General features: G+C 67.1%; 16 protein-coding genes. 7 read left to right on the plus strand and 9 right to left on the minus strand.

The window, feature by feature from the left end; translation table 11 throughout:
- The first annotated feature begins 34 nt into the window (after positions 1 to 34).
- Positions 35 to 1,387, plus strand: a complete 1,353-nt coding sequence (locus tag ACH438_RS44155) for an MFS transporter (RefSeq protein ID WP_397016900.1) — start codon at positions 35 to 37, stop codon at positions 1,385 to 1,387.
- On the opposite strand, the gene ACH438_RS44160 is transcribed toward ACH438_RS44155, so the two are convergent.
- Complete coding sequence (locus ACH438_RS44160; protein ID WP_397016902.1) at positions 1,350 to 1,973, minus strand: TetR family transcriptional regulator; 624 nt, start codon at positions 1,971 to 1,973, stop codon at positions 1,350 to 1,352. The two genes, ACH438_RS44155 and ACH438_RS44160, sit on opposite strands and share 38 nt — an antisense overlap.
- Positions 1,974 to 2,099: 126 nt before the next feature.
- Between ACH438_RS44160 and ACH438_RS44165 the strand changes: the two genes are divergently transcribed.
- Genes ACH438_RS44165 through ACH438_RS44175 form a run of 3 tightly spaced genes read left to right on the plus strand, consistent with a single transcriptional unit; the run spans position 2,100 to position 4,667 of the window.
- A complete protein-coding gene (locus tag ACH438_RS44165) occupies positions 2,100 to 3,164 on the plus strand; it encodes a ferredoxin reductase (protein WP_397016904.1) in 1,065 nt (354 codons plus the stop codon).
- Positions 3,165 to 3,176: 12 nt separating this feature from the next.
- The gene (locus tag ACH438_RS44170) at positions 3,177 to 4,325 is read left to right on the plus strand and encodes a fatty acid desaturase family protein (RefSeq protein ID WP_397016906.1); all 1,149 of its coding nucleotides are present in this window, start codon (positions 3,177 to 3,179) and stop codon (positions 4,323 to 4,325) included.
- Entirely contained in the window at positions 4,326 to 4,667 is a 342-nt protein-coding gene (locus tag ACH438_RS44175) for a hypothetical protein (protein WP_397016908.1), read from the plus strand.
- A 122-nt stretch (positions 4,668 to 4,789) separates the two neighbouring features.
- Here the strand turns inward: ACH438_RS44175 and ACH438_RS44180 are convergent, their stop codons facing one another.
- On the minus strand, positions 4,790 to 5,392 hold the full coding sequence (locus ACH438_RS44180) for a DUF4254 domain-containing protein (RefSeq protein ID WP_397016910.1): 603 nt from the start codon (positions 5,390 to 5,392) through the stop codon (positions 4,790 to 4,792).
- A gap of 462 nt (positions 5,393 to 5,854) precedes the next feature.
- On the opposite strand from ACH438_RS44180, the gene ACH438_RS44185 reads away from it, so the two are divergent.
- Entirely contained in the window at positions 5,855 to 6,181 is a 327-nt protein-coding gene (locus ACH438_RS44185; protein WP_397016912.1) for a hypothetical protein, read from the plus strand.
- 371 nt (positions 6,182 to 6,552) lie between these two features.
- On the opposite strand, the gene ACH438_RS44190 is transcribed toward ACH438_RS44185, so the two are convergent.
- The 4 genes from ACH438_RS44190 to ACH438_RS44205 are packed head-to-tail and all read right to left on the minus strand — an operon-like array spanning position 6,553 to position 10,911.
- Positions 6,553 to 7,152 (minus strand): GTP-binding protein, encoded by a 600-nt coding sequence (locus ACH438_RS44190; protein WP_397017033.1) that lies wholly within the window; start codon positions 7,150 to 7,152, stop codon positions 6,553 to 6,555.
- Complete coding sequence (locus ACH438_RS44195) at positions 7,133 to 7,612, minus strand: DUF742 domain-containing protein (protein ID WP_397016914.1); 480 nt, start codon at positions 7,610 to 7,612, stop codon at positions 7,133 to 7,135. The genes ACH438_RS44190 and ACH438_RS44195 overlap by 20 nt, the downstream gene beginning before the upstream one ends.
- Positions 7,609 to 8,037 (minus strand): roadblock/LC7 domain-containing protein, encoded by a 429-nt coding sequence (locus ACH438_RS44200; protein WP_397016916.1) that lies wholly within the window; start codon positions 8,035 to 8,037, stop codon positions 7,609 to 7,611. The genes ACH438_RS44195 and ACH438_RS44200 overlap by 4 nt, the downstream gene beginning before the upstream one ends.
- Before the next feature lie 12 nt (positions 8,038 to 8,049).
- A complete protein-coding gene (locus tag ACH438_RS44205) occupies positions 8,050 to 10,911 on the minus strand; it encodes a nitrate- and nitrite sensing domain-containing protein (RefSeq protein ID WP_397016918.1) in 2,862 nt (953 codons plus the stop codon).
- A gap of 272 nt (positions 10,912 to 11,183) precedes the next feature.
- Between ACH438_RS44205 and ACH438_RS44210 the strand changes: the two genes are divergently transcribed.
- On the plus strand, positions 11,184 to 11,849 hold the full coding sequence (locus ACH438_RS44210) for a DUF4389 domain-containing protein (RefSeq protein ID WP_397016920.1): 666 nt from the start codon (positions 11,184 to 11,186) through the stop codon (positions 11,847 to 11,849).
- Positions 11,850 to 11,860: 11 nt separating this feature from the next.
- On the opposite strand, the gene ACH438_RS44215 is transcribed toward ACH438_RS44210, so the two are convergent.
- The 3 genes from ACH438_RS44215 to ACH438_RS44225 all read right to left on the minus strand — a co-directional run bounded on the left by ACH438_RS44215 (position 11,861) and on the right by ACH438_RS44225 (position 14,470).
- Positions 11,861 to 12,736, minus strand: a complete 876-nt coding sequence (locus ACH438_RS44215) for an ATP-binding cassette domain-containing protein (protein WP_397017035.1) — start codon at positions 12,734 to 12,736, stop codon at positions 11,861 to 11,863.
- A 122-nt stretch (positions 12,737 to 12,858) separates the two neighbouring features.
- Complete coding sequence (locus ACH438_RS44220) at positions 12,859 to 13,674, minus strand: ABC transporter permease (RefSeq protein WP_397016922.1); 816 nt, start codon at positions 13,672 to 13,674, stop codon at positions 12,859 to 12,861.
- A complete protein-coding gene (locus ACH438_RS44225) occupies positions 13,667 to 14,470 on the minus strand; it encodes an ABC transporter permease (RefSeq protein WP_397016924.1) in 804 nt (267 codons plus the stop codon). The genes ACH438_RS44220 and ACH438_RS44225 overlap by 8 nt, the downstream gene beginning before the upstream one ends.
- A 165-nt stretch (positions 14,471 to 14,635) precedes the next feature.
- Here ACH438_RS44225 and ectB point away from each other — a divergent pair, with 165 nt between their 5' ends.
- Positions 14,636 to 15,898, plus strand: coding sequence for a diaminobutyrate--2-oxoglutarate transaminase (gene ectB / locus ACH438_RS44230; protein WP_397016926.1), 1,263 nt, complete (start codon positions 14,636 to 14,638; stop codon positions 15,896 to 15,898).
- Positions 15,899 to 16,085 lie beyond the last annotated feature (187 nt).

The following is a 16,085-nucleotide window of genomic DNA, read 5'->3' on the forward strand; positions in this document are numbered from 1 at the left end:
GCACAGTGGCGAGTCACCGTCTAGTCTGCGCTGCATGACCGAGGTGTCGGGTGAGGGGACGATCGGGCGGGCCGCTGGGCGTGGGGCGGTGCTGGCTTGGGGGTTCTGGGATTGGGCGGGGGCGGCGTTCAATGCGGTGATCCTCACCTTCGTGTTTTCGGTGTATCTGACCGACAAGGTGGGGGAGGGGCTGCCGGGCGGGATTTCGGCGAGTGCCTGGCTGGGGTGGGCGCTGGGGGCGGCGGGGCTGGTGGTGGCGGTGACGGCGCCGGTGGCGGGGCAGTGGTTCGATGCCAGTGCGAAACGGAAACTGTCACTGGGGATGCTGAGCACGGTGACGGTGGTGTTGATGGCCGCTATGTTCTTCGTGCACGAGAATTACCACTATTTATGGCTGGGCTTGGCGTTGCTGGGGGTGGCGTCGGCGGCGTTCGAGTTGGCGCAGGTGCCGTATTACGCGATGCTGCGGCAGGTGTCGACGCCTGCGACGGTGGGGCGGGTCTCCGGATTCGGTTGGTCCATGGGGTATTTCGGGGGGATTCTGCTGCTGTTGATCTGCTACTTCGGGTTCATCTCCGGCAAGGGGGATATGCGCGGGCTGCTCGGGGTGCCGACGGATGACGGTCTGAATATTCGCCTGGTGGCGGTGCTGGCGGCCGTCTGGTTCGCGGGGTTCGCGGTGCCGTTGTTCATGTTCGTGCCGGAGGTCGAGCGGACGGCGGATCCTGCTGTTCCGGCAGGACGGCTGCGCTGGTTGCGGGCGGTGGGGGAGTCGTATCGCGGGCTGTGGCGCGATATCCGGGAGTTGTGGGTGGTGGATCGGCGGACCGTCGGGTTCCTGGTGGCCAGTGCGGTGTTCCGGGACGGGCTGGCCGGGGTGTTCACCTTCGGTGCGATTCTGGCGGTGCGCGTGTACGGCATCGCGGACTCGGATGTGCTGTTGTTCGGGATCGCCGCGAATGTGGTTGCGGCACTGGGCGCGCTGGTCGGTGGCCGGTTCGATGATCGGATCGGGCCCAAGCCGGTGATCGTCGCCGCGCTGGTGGCCATGATCGTGTGCGGGCTGATGTTGCTGGTGGTTTCCGGTCCGCTCATGTTCTGGATCTTCGGGTTGCTGCTGACCGTATTCGTCGGCCCCGCACAGGCTTCCGCGCGTTCCTTCCTGGCCCGGGTCGCGCCGCCGGGCCGCGAGGGCCAGATGTTCGGGCTCTACGCGACCACGGGCCGGGCGGTATCGTTCCTGGCCCCAACGCTTTTCGGGTTCTTCGTCTGGGCGTCCGGCACCGAGCGCGCCGGGATCGTGGGGCTACTGCTGGTGCTGATCGCGGGCCTGGTGCTGTTGCTCCCGGTCAACGGGGCCACCACGCACCCATCCCGACCGCGATGAGCCGGACCTGCTGTACCGCGCCGGTGACGATGCGGCCGCGTTCGCGGGGTTCGGCCAGCACGTAATCGGCGATGCGGTCGGCGACCGTGGAGACGATGAGGTCGGCGGCCAGCTGGAGGTCGTCGGGTGACCATTCGTCCAGTGCCCTTACCCGGGACAGGTCGACGACGAGTTCCCGCACGATGAGCTGCATTTCGACGGCGATGGCCCCGCGCAGCGGTGCGGAACCGCCGTGCCGTTCGCGCAGCAGGAATCCGTAGAGGTCGCGTTTGTCCTCGACCTGCGTGAATACGAATCGGACCGTGTCGCCGAGTTTGGCCTCGGGATTTCTGCGCATTTCCCTGAGTGCGAGGCGCATCTGGCGCACGCCCTCCTCGACGAGGCTGGTGCCCAGTTCGTCGAGCGAGGCGAAATGCCGATAGAAGGCGGTGGGCACGATGCCGGCGGAGCGGGCGATCTCACGCAGGCTCAGGGCCGCGAAGCCGCGGTCGGCGGCCAGGGCGAGGGTGCCTTCGAGCAGGGCCGCACGGGTGCGTTCTTTGCGCTCGACTCGGGTAGCTGCCTGCTCGCTCACGTCGATGAGCATACATCCGTTCACATTCGTTCCTGTCGAGAGATGTCGTGTGGGTCACACGAACTGCCGGTTGAACTGGAGTGCCTTCACCGGGCAGACTATCTCAGTGTACAGATGTGCACCGAAATGGAGGCTCGCATGGTCGGACTCATCGACCTGGTGCAGAAGACGTTGACCACCCCGCACCCGCTGGACCGCTACCTGGAGCTGGTGCGGCCCACGCTCACGCTGCGCGATCTGCGCGCGGAGATCACGCACGTGCGCCGCAGCGCGGTCGGGTCGGTGACCCTGACCCTGCGGCCCAACCGGCAGTGGGCGGGGCATGTGGCCGGGCAGTACGTGCAGGTCGGTGTGGTGATCAACGGTGTCCGCCACACCCGTTGCTATTCGCCGGTGAACGCGCAGAACCGCCGCGACCGGCATCTCGAACTGACGATCAAGGCCCACCCGGAGGGCCTGGTCTCGAATTACCTGCACGACACCGCGATTCCCGGCATGACGGTGGATCTCTCACCCGCACAGGGTGTTTTCCACCTGCCCGAACAGCGCCCCGAGCGCATCGTGCTGCTGAGCGGCGGCAGCGGCATCACGCCGGTGCTGTCCATGCTGCGCACGCTGGCCAACGAGGGCTACCGCGGTCAGGTGCTGTTCCTGCATTACAACCGTTCTCCGGAATGGGTGCCGCACCGCGCCGAGCTGGAGGCAATCGCCATGCAGCACGGCAACTTCCGCGTCGAGATGCGGTATCCGGAACTGCTGCACGACCCGGTCTTCGGCTACGACGAGCTGGAGCGCCTCGCGCCCTGGTTCGCGACAGCGCAGACCTACCTGTGCGGGCCGGGTGGCCTCATGAAGGCGGTGCGCACGGTCTACGAGGCCGAACAGCTCGCGGACCGCCTGCACATGGAGGAGTTCACGCTCACCGCCGCGCCCGCCGACCCGGCCACCGCCGAGGGCGAGGTCACCTTCTCCGGTAGCGGCATCACCACCGAGAACACCGGTGCGAGCCTGCTGGAGCAGGCCGAAAGCGCCGGTCTCACTCCGGAATACGGCTGCCGCATGGGGATCTGCTTCTCCTGCACCGCCGTCAAGCGCACCGGCTGCACCCGCAACCTGCGCACCGGCGAGCTGGACGCCGATCCGGACCAGCCCATCCAGCTCTGCATCAACGCCCCCGTCGGGGACGTCGACATCGCTCTCTGAAAGGCGATCATCATGGCGATTCTCACCGAAACTCCCGAGGGCCCGCTGGTCCTGTCCGTCGAGCAGGTCGAGGAGATCGGCCGCGAACTCGACGCGTTGCGCGCCCGCATCACCGCCGATCTGGGCGAGAGCGACCGCGAATACATCTACTCGGTGATCAAGGCGCAGCGCGGCTTCGAGATCGCCGGGCGCGGTCTGCTGTACCTGGGTTTCCTGCCGCCGTTCTGGCTGGCCGGCGTGGCCGCGCTGAGCCTGTCCAAGATCCTCGACAATATGGAGATCGGGCACAACGTCATGCACGGCCAGTGGGACTGGATGCGTGAGCCGGGTCTGAATTCCCGTGTGTTCGAATGGGATACGGTGTGCCCCGCGGATCAGTGGCGGCATTCGCACAACTACATGCACCACACCTACACCAATATCCTCGATATGGACCGCGATATCGGGTACGGCATCCTGCGCGTGGACGAGGCGCAGGCCTGGAACCCGCTGCGACTGGGCAACCCGCTGTACGCGTTCATCCTCATGCTCGCGTTCGAGTGGGGCGTGATGGGGCACGATCTCGAGGTCGAGAACATCGTGCGCGGTAAGAAGTCCTGGTCGGAGATCAAGACGCTGGTCAAGGGGCAGTGGCGTAAGGCGAGCCGGCAGGTGCTGAAGGACTACATCGTGTTCCCGGCGCTGACCGGGCCGCTGTTCGTGTCCACGCTGACGGCCAACTTCACCGCCAATATCGTGCGCAATCTGTGGACGTTCTCGATCATCTTCTGCGGGCACTTCCCCTCCGGCGTACAGACGTTCACCCAGGAGGAGACGGCCAACGAGACTCAGGGCGAGTGGTACGTGCGCCAGATGCTCGGCTCGGCGAACATCGAGGGCAGCAAGCTGTTCCACATCCTGTCCGGCAACCTGTCGCACCAGATCGAGCACCACCTGTTCCCGGACCTGCCCGCCAACCGCTACCCGGAGATCGCCCCCGAGGTGAAGGCGCTGTGCGAGAAGCACGGCCTGCCCTACAACACGGGCGGCTTCTCCCAGCAGATCGGCTCGGTCTGGGCGAAGCTGTTCAAGCTGGCCCTGCCGCCCTTCCTGACGGGGAAATCGCAGACCGCGAGTGTTATCGTGATGCGCCAGGGGCAGGCGAGCGAAGCGGGCGTGTAAATGATCTCCAAATTCGAGAGCAACAAGGATCTGATCCAGGAACTGACGTCGTCCGGAGCGCGGCACGTCGGCAATATCGCATCGATCATCACCGGCACGGTCGCCGAGGTGACCCGCGAGATCGGCGACTGGATCACCGACGCCATCGAGATGCGTGAGGCCGCCGTGGCCGCACAGCAGGACGCCGAAGCGCACCGCGCCGAGGACACCGACCTCGAGGCCGCCGACCTCGACGACGAGGCGGAAGCCCCTGTCGCACAGGAGAACCCGGCCGCCAAGCCGGTCCCCAGCGAGCGACTCTCGACCGACGTCATCGACGCCGAGGTCGTAGACCCCCGTTAGGGATGGGATCTCAGGGGCAAGGCCCCTGAGGACCCCCGGGAGTGGGTCGTGGGCGTAGCCCCCGGGCCTCGTCGGTGTGGGGTTTCAGGGGTTACCCCTGAGGGCTCCCCGGGAGTGGGGGTTCACCACACCGGTAGGCGCCGTCGGTGTTGTGCCACTTCGGTGATGAGATCTTTGTAGCCGTCGGCGAGTTCGGCGAGGCGATACCACTGCAGGTGCGCCTCGCTGTCCACATTGCGGCGTGGCCCGTCCTCGCTGATGCGGTGGGCGGCGGCGCGGCGGCGGGATCGTCCGTCGCCGTTCTTGGTGGTCGTAGCCCGGGCTGGGGGTGCGGAGACGCCCAGGGCCTGTTGTGCGGCAACCCATTTCGCGGCCATCCGGTCGATGACCGCGCCCAGTGTCTCGGTGTGCAGGGAGGCGCCGGCGCGGTGCGGGATATTGGCCGCCACCCAGTCGTCGATGCGGGCGATCTGGTGGGCTCGCTGCGTGTCGATCGTGTCGACGGTATGGCTGCAGTCGGCCACGTTGTCGGGTGTGGCTCCGGCGGCGTGTGCCGCCTGCAGGGCGCGGTGCCGGCGTTCGTGGCAGCGTGCCAGTTCGTGAGCGGAGTCGAGCACATCACGATCGCGGCGCTCGGTGGTGACGGGTTCCCGGAAGGCGCGCAACAACGTTGAAGGCGATGGGAGCTCGGCCCCGAATACCGCTCCGGTGTAGTCGATTGCCATTCGTTCCACCCTCGGCCGTCGCATGTTTGGATGCGCCAGGGCCGAGGGGGTTTCGGGGAGGGGCTCCCCTCGGCTCCGGCGCAGCCCCGCATCCGGAACGCAACAGTCCCCTACCTACGGCACGGTGAAGAAACCGGGAAATCCGCGACGATGCGAGAAGAGACTGTCCGACAATGCGGGACATATTCAGGAAAGCGCGATAGTCGAACGGGCGCAACCATCCGGCGCGTGCTGTGCGAAGCTGCCGGAAAATCGTTATACAGCATTACAACCCGGTTACACGGGCGCTGCGGTTGGTGGCTTATCGACACCTGTGCGGGCGGTGTATGAGACGCCGCTCCCGCCCGCCGCCGGGCCCGGACAGCTGGATCCGTCATGAATCAGGTTACCGAGGCTTATGAATAGCTACCGGTGCGGCGTGCCGGAAGAGTTGCGGGCCGCAGTCCACTAGCCTCGGTATATATGCCCGCATATGCGTCGTCGCCGGAGCTCGGTTTCGGTTTCATGTTCGCGCTGGAAGACCCGGAGCGAATCGCGGAAGTCGTCCGCACTCTGATCGTTCGCCGCAGGGTGTCGGTCTTCCGGCTGGCACACCTGTCCAGCGATGACGGTCCGCCCGAACGCTATGTCGTCAATTGGGCTGCGGTGCCGCAGATCTCGGTGAAGACCGGCCCGCCGAGCCCGGAGGAATTGCGCTCCAGTGGAACGATGCTGGTCAACGCGTTCCTGGGCGAGGACGGCGAGGTGAGCCTGTATTCGGCGGACGGCACCGGCCCCGGAGTGCAATAGCTGATCGCTATGCGTGTGATTGGTGTTACCCGGCGTCTTAGCAACCTCTCAGCTACAGACAAGGACTTGTTCAGGGAGCCCCGGCAGGGTGGGTCCGGTCGCCGAAACGGAAATCCCGGACCGGCGGCCTCACTGAACAGAGAGGTTTCACAATGATCCCGGTTATCATCGACACTGGCTCCGCTGCGCTGAACGGCGTTCTCAACACCGGTTCGGCCGCGCTGGGCGGTCTGCTGAACACCCTGTGGACCGGCTCCTTCGGCCGCTAAAACCTCATCGTTCGAAGGGTTTTCGGGCGATTGCCCCGAGTGCACGGCACTCGGGGCAATTCTTTGTCCCTACCCGGTCCCCGGCCGCGCGCGGCGCGGTGCTCACGCGTACGCGGGTGCCTGCCGCGCGCGCAGGATCTGTTCCAGCAGCGCCACCAGCACCAGCTTGACCGATTCCCGGTCGCGCGCATCGCATTCCATGAGGTACACGCTGGGGTCCAGGTCGAGGGCCTCCCGGACCTCCTCCAGCTCGAACTCCATGCCGCGGTCGAATCGGTTGACCGCCACCACGAACGGGGTGCGGCGCTCCTCGAAGAAGTCGAGCACCGGATAGCAGTCCTCGACCCGGTCGGTGTCCACCAGGATGACGCCGCCGAGCGCGCCGTCGAGCAGGTCGTCCCAGAGGAATTCGAAGCGCTTCTGGCCCGGGGTGCCGAACAGGTAGAGCACCAGGTTCGCGTCCAGGGTGATGCGGCCGAAGTCCAGCGCCACCGTGGTGGTGGTCTTGCCCGCGGCCAGGCCCGGATCGTCCACGCCCACCGATACTTCGGTCATATCGGCCTCGGTGGCCAGCGGTTCGATCTCGGAGATGGCGCCGATCAGGGTGGTCTTGCCGACGCCGAAGCCGCCGCTGACCACGACCTTCACCGAGGAGGCCAGCGGCTGAACCGTGGGGCGATGCTCAGAGTGCCCGTACAAGATCCCTGATCCTTTCCAATGTGGCGGTGGACAATTCGTCGTTCTGGCCCACCATGGCGTGGCCGGCCGACACCAGGTCGCTGACCAGCACCCGTGCCACGCCGACCGGAACCCGCAGGGCCGCACCGATTTCCGCGATGGAATGCGGTTGCTGGCACAGCCGCACCACGCGCTCCAGTTCGAAGCGCAGCGGGGCGGACAGGGCGGCGGGCGTGGCGCGCACCAGGGTTTCGATGCGCAGGCCGTCGACCAGCGGGGTGGTGCGCCCGGAGGTCATCATGAACGGCCGGACGACCTGATCCTCGGGCTCGTACTCGTCTTCGGAATCCGTTGCGTGGGAACGGGATCGTGCCGTTTCCTGGTAGCGGTCCGGATGGTCGGCGGCCGGTGTCATCCCGGGCTGCGCGTACGGCCGCGCCCGGGCGATCATTCTCGAATCCGGCAGCCGGTGTGGATCGTTCATCGGCTCAGTGACTCTCGCAGTTCGGTGATGAGCGCCGGGGTGAGCAGCGCGCCGGCGCGCTCGGCCAGGACCGCCATCTGGTAGCCCACCAGGCTGATATCGGCGTGGTGGTCGGCGATGACGCCGATGCAGCTGCCGTTCGCCATGGCGGACACCAGCAGGAAGCCGCGGCCCATCTCGATCATGATGAGCCGCAGGCCGTCGAAGGCGTAACTGCGCGAGGCGCTGCGGCCCAGGCTGGTGAGCCCGGAGACGATGGCGGCCAGCCGGTCGGCGCCGGTCCGGTCCAGGCCGTCGGACATCGCCATGAGCAGACCGTCGGAGGAAACCGCCACCGCGTCACGCACCCCGTCGGTGGTGCGCACGAAGTCGGCCAGCAGCCAGTTGAAGGTGTGCGGATTGGTGTCGGTGTAGTGGGTGGTCACCTGTAATCCTCCTTATGCATTCGAGCCGGGTCGTGGCGGCTCGCCGCTCTCGCCGCGCTGGTGCCCGGATCGGAATCCGGCCAGCATGCTTCGCACCTGTTCGGGGGTGCGCTCGGCGGGCGGAGCCACGTTACGCGGTTCCGCCGCGGGCCGCTGGGCGCCGCCCGGCGCGACACCCGAATTCTCGCGAGTCTTCCGGCTGCGCTTGACGAGTCCGTTTCGTGTGCGTTGCACCTCCGGTACACCCACTGAAACCTCTCGTCCCGCTTGCGCGTGTGTCGTGTCGTCGACGTATGTGTCAGCGTTGCCGCTGGGTGTTCCGGCAGGCTCGCTGCCGTAGCTCGGGAAGCGGGTGGCGCTCGTGGTGTCCTCGCGGGCGGCGCCCCATTCGTAGGCGTCGTTGGCGCGGGGCGCACCGGAAGCGTTCCGGCTCTCCGAGTTGTTGCGGGTCGTCCGATCCGGTTCCGGTCCGGGCTCGCTGCCCAGGGGGATGAACTTGATCGGGCTGTGCTCCCGCGAGATCGCGCGCTCGGTATCGGCGGGGCGGGCGGCCCCGGTGGTGCCGCTGTCGCCGGGCCGCTCGGTCCGCGGGCCGTCGATGATCCAGGAGCCGGTGATCGGCCCGGAGTCCGAGGGCTCGAAGACCGCGTCGCCGATCAGGTCCGACGAGGTGACGAATGCGGATGTGCCGGAAGCGGTGTCGAAGCCACGGCGGGCGTCCTCGTCGGCGGCGCTGTAGGTGCGGTCCGCTTCGGAGCCGATGTAGGCCCGGTCCACGTCGGCGGCGCCGAACGAGCGCTGCGGATCGGGCGCCGTGGCGGGCGCCGCGATGGAGCGGTGCCGGCCGAAGGTGGATTCCGGCATGGGCGTCGCGCTGCCGATGGCCGGAAGTTCCGATGTGACAAGGTGTTTGGCGTCGCTGCCGGGTTCGAGCAGCATCGCGTGTTCGTCGCCCAGCAACTCGGGCGGGAAGGTGAGCCGGGCCACCACGCCGCTGGTGGGGGAGATATTGAGCTCGACGTCGATGCCGAGCCGCTTGGCGAGCCGGCCGACCACCCAGTGGCCCAGGAAGCGGGTGGGCGCGACCAGGAAGTCGGCCTTGCCCTGCAGGCGGGCATTGGAGATGGCGAGCTGATCGGCGGGCATGCCGACACCGTGGTCGACGACGGCGAGCGTGTAGCGCCGCCCCAGCCGGCGGCCGTAGATCTCGACCTCCATATCCGGTGGGGAGAAGGCCAATCCGTTCTCGATGAGTTCGGCCAGCATGTGCGCCACCTCGCTGACGTGGGCGCCCGCGATGGCGACATCGTCGATGCGGCGCAGCACGACGCGGCGGTAGTCGTCGACCTCGGACAGGCCCGCGCGGATCACGTCGGTCAGCGGGATGGGCTTGGACCAGCGGCGCGGGTTGGACTCGCCGACGAGCACCAGCAGGCTCTCCGCGTTGCGGCGCATGCGGGTGGCCAGGTGGTCGAGTTCGAAGAGGTTGGACAGCGCGTTCGGGTCCAGTTCCTCCTGCTCGAAATCGCTGATCAGGCTGAGCTGGCGGCGGACCAGGTTCTGATTGCGGCGGGCCAGGTTGGCCATGGATTCGGTGGTGTTGCGGCGCAATCGCGCCTGCGCCGAGGCGAGTTCGTAGGCGGTGGTCTGGACGCGGTCCAGGGCGTGCGCCACGGAGAGGATCTCCTCGCCGGAATCGGCGGCGGCGCGTACGGGTTCCGGTGGCGCCGGGTCGCCGGCGTCGGCGTCCGCCCAGGCGGCGATGACCTGTGGCAGTCGCTTCTCGGCGACCGCGTCGGCCTCGGTGGCGAGGTCGGCCAGCGGACGCACGATGGCGCGCACGGTCGACACCACCAGCGCGATCTGCGCGGCGATGGCGAGCAGTGCGACGAGCGCGTAGATGCTGAGCACCATGGCCGCGTCGTGCTGCAATTCGACTGCGCGGCCGCGGATCTCGTCACCGAGGTGGCGCTGCACGACACGCTGAGCGTCGATGACCGAGGTCATCTGCTTCCACCAGTCGGTCGCGGCGACCGGCTGGGTGAGCGGCCCGAGCACCGAGTCGATCGCGATCTGTTCCTCGGTCCCGGCCCGGGTGGCGTCGTCGCCGCGCATGACGGTGTACAGCTCGGAGCGCTGCGCGGGGGTGGCGTCGCGCTCGAAAGCGGCCATGGCGGCCTGCTTTCCGGCGCGGATGTCGAGGAACTGCGCGTATTCGCCGGGTTCGAAACCGCCGGCGGCGAAGACGCCGTTGAGGAAGCCGCGCTCCTGACCGGTGAACTCCTTGACGTCACCGAGCGCATACAGCGATTCCAGGCCCTTCCACAGCGTGCTGTCCTGGGCGTGATCCAGGCCCGGCCGGGTCTGGTTCAGCGCGTGAATCGCGTTGGTATAGAAGGTGAACGAGGCATTGCGGTCGATGCGGCGGGCGTCCACGTCACTGCGGTTGGCGCTCACGCCGGCGAACAGGCTCAGCGCGGTGCGCACCTGGTCGGCGCCGGTGGGGTTGCCGGACAGCGCCTTGTTGAGGCTCTGCAGCGCAGTGTCGGTGGCCGCGCGCTGATCCCCGAGGGATTGGCGCATGGCATTGTTGCCGCCGAGCGCGCCGTTGGTGAGACCGCGCTCCTTCTGTACCTCGTGCACCAGATCCTGCACTGCCAGTGCAAGATTCACGGCGCGGACGGTATCGCCGGTGGCGCGGTAGTTCCCGACCTCGCCGGCCATGACGATGGCGAGCAGGACCAGTACCAGCGTCACCGAGAAGATCAGGATGCGGCGTAGCCGCGCCCGGATGGTGCGCGGACGGAGTAACTCCGCCGCCGGGGTGAGCTTTCCGTTGCCGCGCGGCAACAGTTTCGCCGGGCGCAATTTCACTACTGGCTCCTGTAAATCGGCTACCGTGCCGACCCACGCCGAGCGCACGGAAAAACAACAGCAACTTGTCACACGCGACCTGGCCACGCAATTCGGAGCCAATCGGTGTGACAGGCAGAACTTTGGTCGCGCGCCGGTACAAATCTGGTCACAACCGATGAGAAGTAGATGTGATCTTCCTGGCCGGGAGGAAACATTGAGGTGAACAACGGCTCACGCTGTTCCGGCGGCGGCAGTGCGGGCGCCGCCGACACTCGGAAGGAGTGATGGACATGCAGCCTGGTTCCGGTTACCCGGTGCGTGTGCGCGGCGATCTCGACCCGGGGTTGTCCCGCTGGATGTGGATAGTTAAGTGGATACTTGCCATTCCACATTTGGTCGTGCTGATCGTGCTGCACGTGGCGTACCTGCTGGTGACAATCGTTGCGTTCTTCGCGATCCTGATCACCGGGCGCTACCCGCGAGCGCTGTTCGACTTCAATGTCGGTGTGATGCGCTGGAGTTGGCGCGTGCGGTTCTACGCCTACTCCACCCTGGGCACGGATCGGTACCCGCCGTTCAGCCTCGCCCCGAACGCCGACTACCCCGCCGACCTAGAGGTCGACTACCCCGAGCAGTTGCATCGCGGCCTGGTCCTCATCAAGTGGTGGCTGCTGGCCATTCCGCAATATCTGATCGCCATCGCGCTGGCCGGTATGGGCGGGCGACACTACCACTGGTCGTTGCTGCCGATCCTCGTGATCATCGCGGCCATCGCGCTGTTGTTCACCGGCTCCTATCCGAAGGGTCTGTTCGACTTCAACATGGGAATCAACCGCTGGCTCTACCGGATTCGCGGCTACGTCAGCCTCATGACCGACGTCTACCCGCCCTTCCGGCTGGACCAGGGAGCCCGGGAGCCGGGTGACACCGGATCCGCCGAGGTCAGTGAAGCCTGAACTCGCGAGGCTCAGTGAATCCTGAACTCGGCCGACTCGTAGATGCGGCGGACCACGTCCTCGATATCGGGTTCCTCGATGGACAGGTCGCGGACCTCCGCACGGGCCGAGACGGCGGCGAGCAGCTGTGCGGCAGTGGTGATCTCGGTATCGAAGGCCAGCCGCTGCCGCATGCCCGCGCCCTCGGTGCCGAGCAGCTTCGCACCGGGCAGATCGGTGAGATCCGCGGTGGGCTCGGCCAACTCGACGGTGAGCACCCGGTGTTCGCCGACGGTGGCGGCCAGTCCGGTGAGCGATCCGTCGTAGACGAGCCGCCCGCGGTCCACCACCAGCACCCGCTCGCACAGTCGTTCCACATCGCCCATGTCGTGGGTGGTGAGCAGCAGGGTGGTGCCGCGCTGCAGGCGCTCGTACCGCAGGAACTCGCGTAATCGCTGCTTGGACAGCACATCCAGGCCGATGGTCGGCTCGTCCAGGATCACCAGCTCCGGGGAATGCAGCAGCGCCGCACCGACTTCGGCGCGCATGCGCTGCCCGAGCGAGAGCTGCCGCACCGGGGTGTCCAGGGTGCTGCCCATCTCCAGCTGCTCCACCAGTTCCGCGGTGCGGGCGCGGGCGGCGGCCGGTTCCAGCCGGTGGATGGCGGCCAGGATCGAAAACGATTCGCGCAGCGGCAGATCCCACCACAGCTGCGACCGCTGCCCGAACACCACGCCGATGCGCCCGGCCAGTTCGCGCCGCTGCCGCACCGGATCCAGGCCGCAGGTGCGCAGCGTCCCCGTCGACGGCACCAGAATGCCGGTGATCATCTTGATGGTGGTGGACTTGCCCGCGCCGTTGGCGCCGATATAACCCACGGCCGCCCCGCGTTCGATGCGGAAGCTCATCTCGTCGACGGCGGTGATCACCTCGCGTCGCCGCCGCCAGCGGCCCTCCTTACGACTCAGGACGAAAGTGCGTGTCAGGTCCTGGATATCGATGACCCACTCGCTGCCGGCACTCGCTGCGTTCACCCGCCGCCTCCCTGGTAATGCCTGGTCCCGATGCGCCACGCGGTCAGGGCCGCGGCCCATACCCACAGCGCCGCCAGCGGTGACGCCCAGGCCAGCCAGGCCGGCAGCAGGGCGGGCCCGGGCAGGCCGAGCAGTGCGATGGCGGGCAGATACGAGGTGAAGGCCACGGGGACAAGGAATCCGAAGATCAGTTTCATCGGCGTCGGGAAGACCGAGGCCGGTTGCATGGAGGCGTAGGACCCGCCGTAGGTGAAGGAGTTGGTCAGTTCGGCGCCGTCGATGAGGAAGAACTGTAATCCGGCCGCACAGACGAACAATCCCGCGAAGATGGCGATCCCGCAGACCAGGGTGAGCGTGAACAACACCAGATGAGCGGCGGTCCAGTCGATCTCGTTGCGGGCGATGCCGAAGCCGAGCACGGTGCCGGCCACCGCGATGCGCGCCACCCGGCGCAGCGCGATATCACTCGTCATGAGCTGCAACAACAATGGCTGCGGCCGCAGATAGAAGGCGTCCAGCTTGCCCAGCCGGATATAGGTGGGCAGCGTGTCGGCGTGCCCGACGACCATGTCCGCGATGGCGAAGGACGTATTGCTGAACCCGAAGAGCAGCAGCATGCCGTTCAGATCGAGCCCGCCCAGCCGCGGCACATTGTGGAAGATGACCCACATCTCGGCGAATTCCACCAGCCCGATGAGGAATGCGCTGAGCACGTCGGTGGCGAAGGACAGCGGGTAGGCGCGTTGCGCGCGCAGCCGGGAGCCGAGCACGGCACGGTAGGGCGCGAGCGCGGACGGCCGCGAGTCACCCACCCTGCACCTCCAGTTTGCGACGCCCGGCGCGCAGCATGAGTTGCCCGGCGCCCACCAGGAGGAGTACCCAGAAACATTGCACGGCAACGATTTCCACCGCCGCGAGTCCGGTGGTGCGGCCGGAGAGCACGTCGATGGGCCATTGCAGCATGGCGGGGAACGGGGTGGCGTAGGCGATATCGCGCAACCAGTCCGGGAAGAGGTGGACCGGTACGAACAGTCCGGCCAGGAAGGTGCCGCAGATCTGGTGCAGGCCGCGCAGGCCGCGTGTCTCGATGAGCCAGAACCCGGCCAGGCACACCGTGAACATGGACAGGAAGGACAGCGCCATGGCCAGCACCAGGCTGAGGCCGCCCAGCACATAGGTTCCCGGCGTGGTGGGGAAGGCGAGCCCGAAGGTGAAGGCGCCGATGAGCAGGCTCGGCACGCCGCGTGGCAGCAGGGTGCAGACGGCGCGGCCGAGGTATTCGGCGAGGTGCGCGAACTGCATGTCGATGGGCCGCAGGAAGTCGATGGCGACATCGCCGGTGCGGATGCGTTCGACGAGATCCGGTGGGGTCCAGAAGGCCAAGGCGCCCAGTAGCCCTTGGGACAGCCAGGTGTAGGCGCCGATGGTGCCGCGGTCGTAGCCGCCGAAGTTGCCGTTGGCGTGCACCGCGGCCATCAGCACCGCCGCCCGCACGAAGCCGAAGACGACATTGGTGATGAGTCCGGCGACCATGGCGAGGCGGTAGTGCGACTGGCGGCGGAATCCGGCCTTGGCCAGCTGCCAATAGACCCCCACATCGGCGCGCACAAGAGGTTGACACTACGGCCCGGCCGGTGGGTGTGCAATGGCTTTACCGGTGTCCGGCGCCGAGTTCGCCCGGTGTCGACCGATTCGCCGAAAACCCTCCCGCCGCAGCCGTGCAAGTGATAGAAAACTCCTCGTTTCACTTTGCTGCGACGCTAGGACCACAGGATGACTCTCGCGGAGACGACCGTTTTCGAGGCGCTCGAATCCAATGTGCGTGGCTACTGCCGAGCGTGGCCGACGGTCTTCGACACCGCCCGCGGCTCCTGGCTCACCGATGAGAACGGCAAGGACTACCTCGACTTCTTCGCCGGCGCCGGCGCGCTCAACTACGGGCACAACAACCCGGTGCTGAAGCAGGCCCTCATCGACTACATGATCGGTGACGGCATCACGCACGGCCTGGACATGTCCACCGCCGCCAAACGCCGCCTGCTGGAAACCATCCGGGACCTGCTGCTCGTCCCGCGCGGACTGGACTACAAGGTGCAGTTCCCCGGACCCACCGGCGCCAACGCCGTGGAGGCCGCACTCAAGCTGGCGCGCAAGGTCACCGGCCGCACCACCGTCCTGAACTTCACCAACGGCTTCCACGGCATGACCCTCGGGGCCCTGTCGGTCACCGGCAATGCCGCCAAGCGCGCGGGTGCGGGAGTGCCGCTGGTGCATGCCACCCCGATGCCGTACGACGGCTTCCTGCCCGGCGACGACGATTTCGCCTGGATGCGCCGCGCCCTCGACGACAACTCCTCGGGCCTGGACAAGCCGGCCGCCGTCATCGTGGAAACCGTGCAGGGCGAGGGCGGGATCAATGTGGCCCGCGCCGAATGGCTGCGCACACTGGCCGAATTGTGCTCGGCGCGCGGCATTCTGCTCATCGTCGACGATGTGCAGATGGGCTGCGGCCGCACCGGGCCGTTCTTCTCCTTCGAGACCGCGGGCATCACCCCCGACATCGTGGTGCTGTCCAAATCCATCGGCGGCTACGGCCTTCCGATGGCGCTGGTGCTCATGCGCTCCGAACTCGACCAGTGGGCGCCCGGCGAGCACAACGGCACCTTCCGCGGCAACAATGCCGCCTTCGTGACCGGCGAGACCGCGCTGCGCCACTACTGGTCCGACAATCGGCTCGAACTCGCCACCCTGGCCAAGGGCGAGCGGATCCACGCCCACCTCACCGCCCTGACCGAGGCCTTCGACGGCATCTCCACCCGCGGCCGCGGCCTGGTGCAGGGCCTGGTCTTCGAGGACGCCTCGCAGGCCGGGAAGGTGTGCAATATCGCCTTCGAGCTCGGATTGCTCGTCGAGACTTCCGGATCCACCGACGAAGTGGTGAAATTGCTGCCACCGCTGACCGTCACCGAGGAAGAGATCGGCCACGGCCTGGGAATTCTCACCAGGGCCGTGGAAATCGTCCGCGACGCGCACTGAGCGCCGGACGTCAGGAAACGTCGGCCACCGCCCACACCGGTGGCCGACCGGAGCCGGGTTCCCAGCTGCGGAGGGAACCCGGCACCACCTTGTCAAACGCTACTGTTCGGAAATAGTTCCGGCACTCCCGCATTGCCCGTAGTGGGCAGCGCAAAGAATCACGTGGATTCCAACCGGTGACGCACCG

This window comes from Nocardia sp. NPDC020380, assembly GCF_044386975.1.
Lineage (GTDB): Bacteria > Actinomycetota > Actinomycetes > Mycobacteriales > Mycobacteriaceae > Nocardia.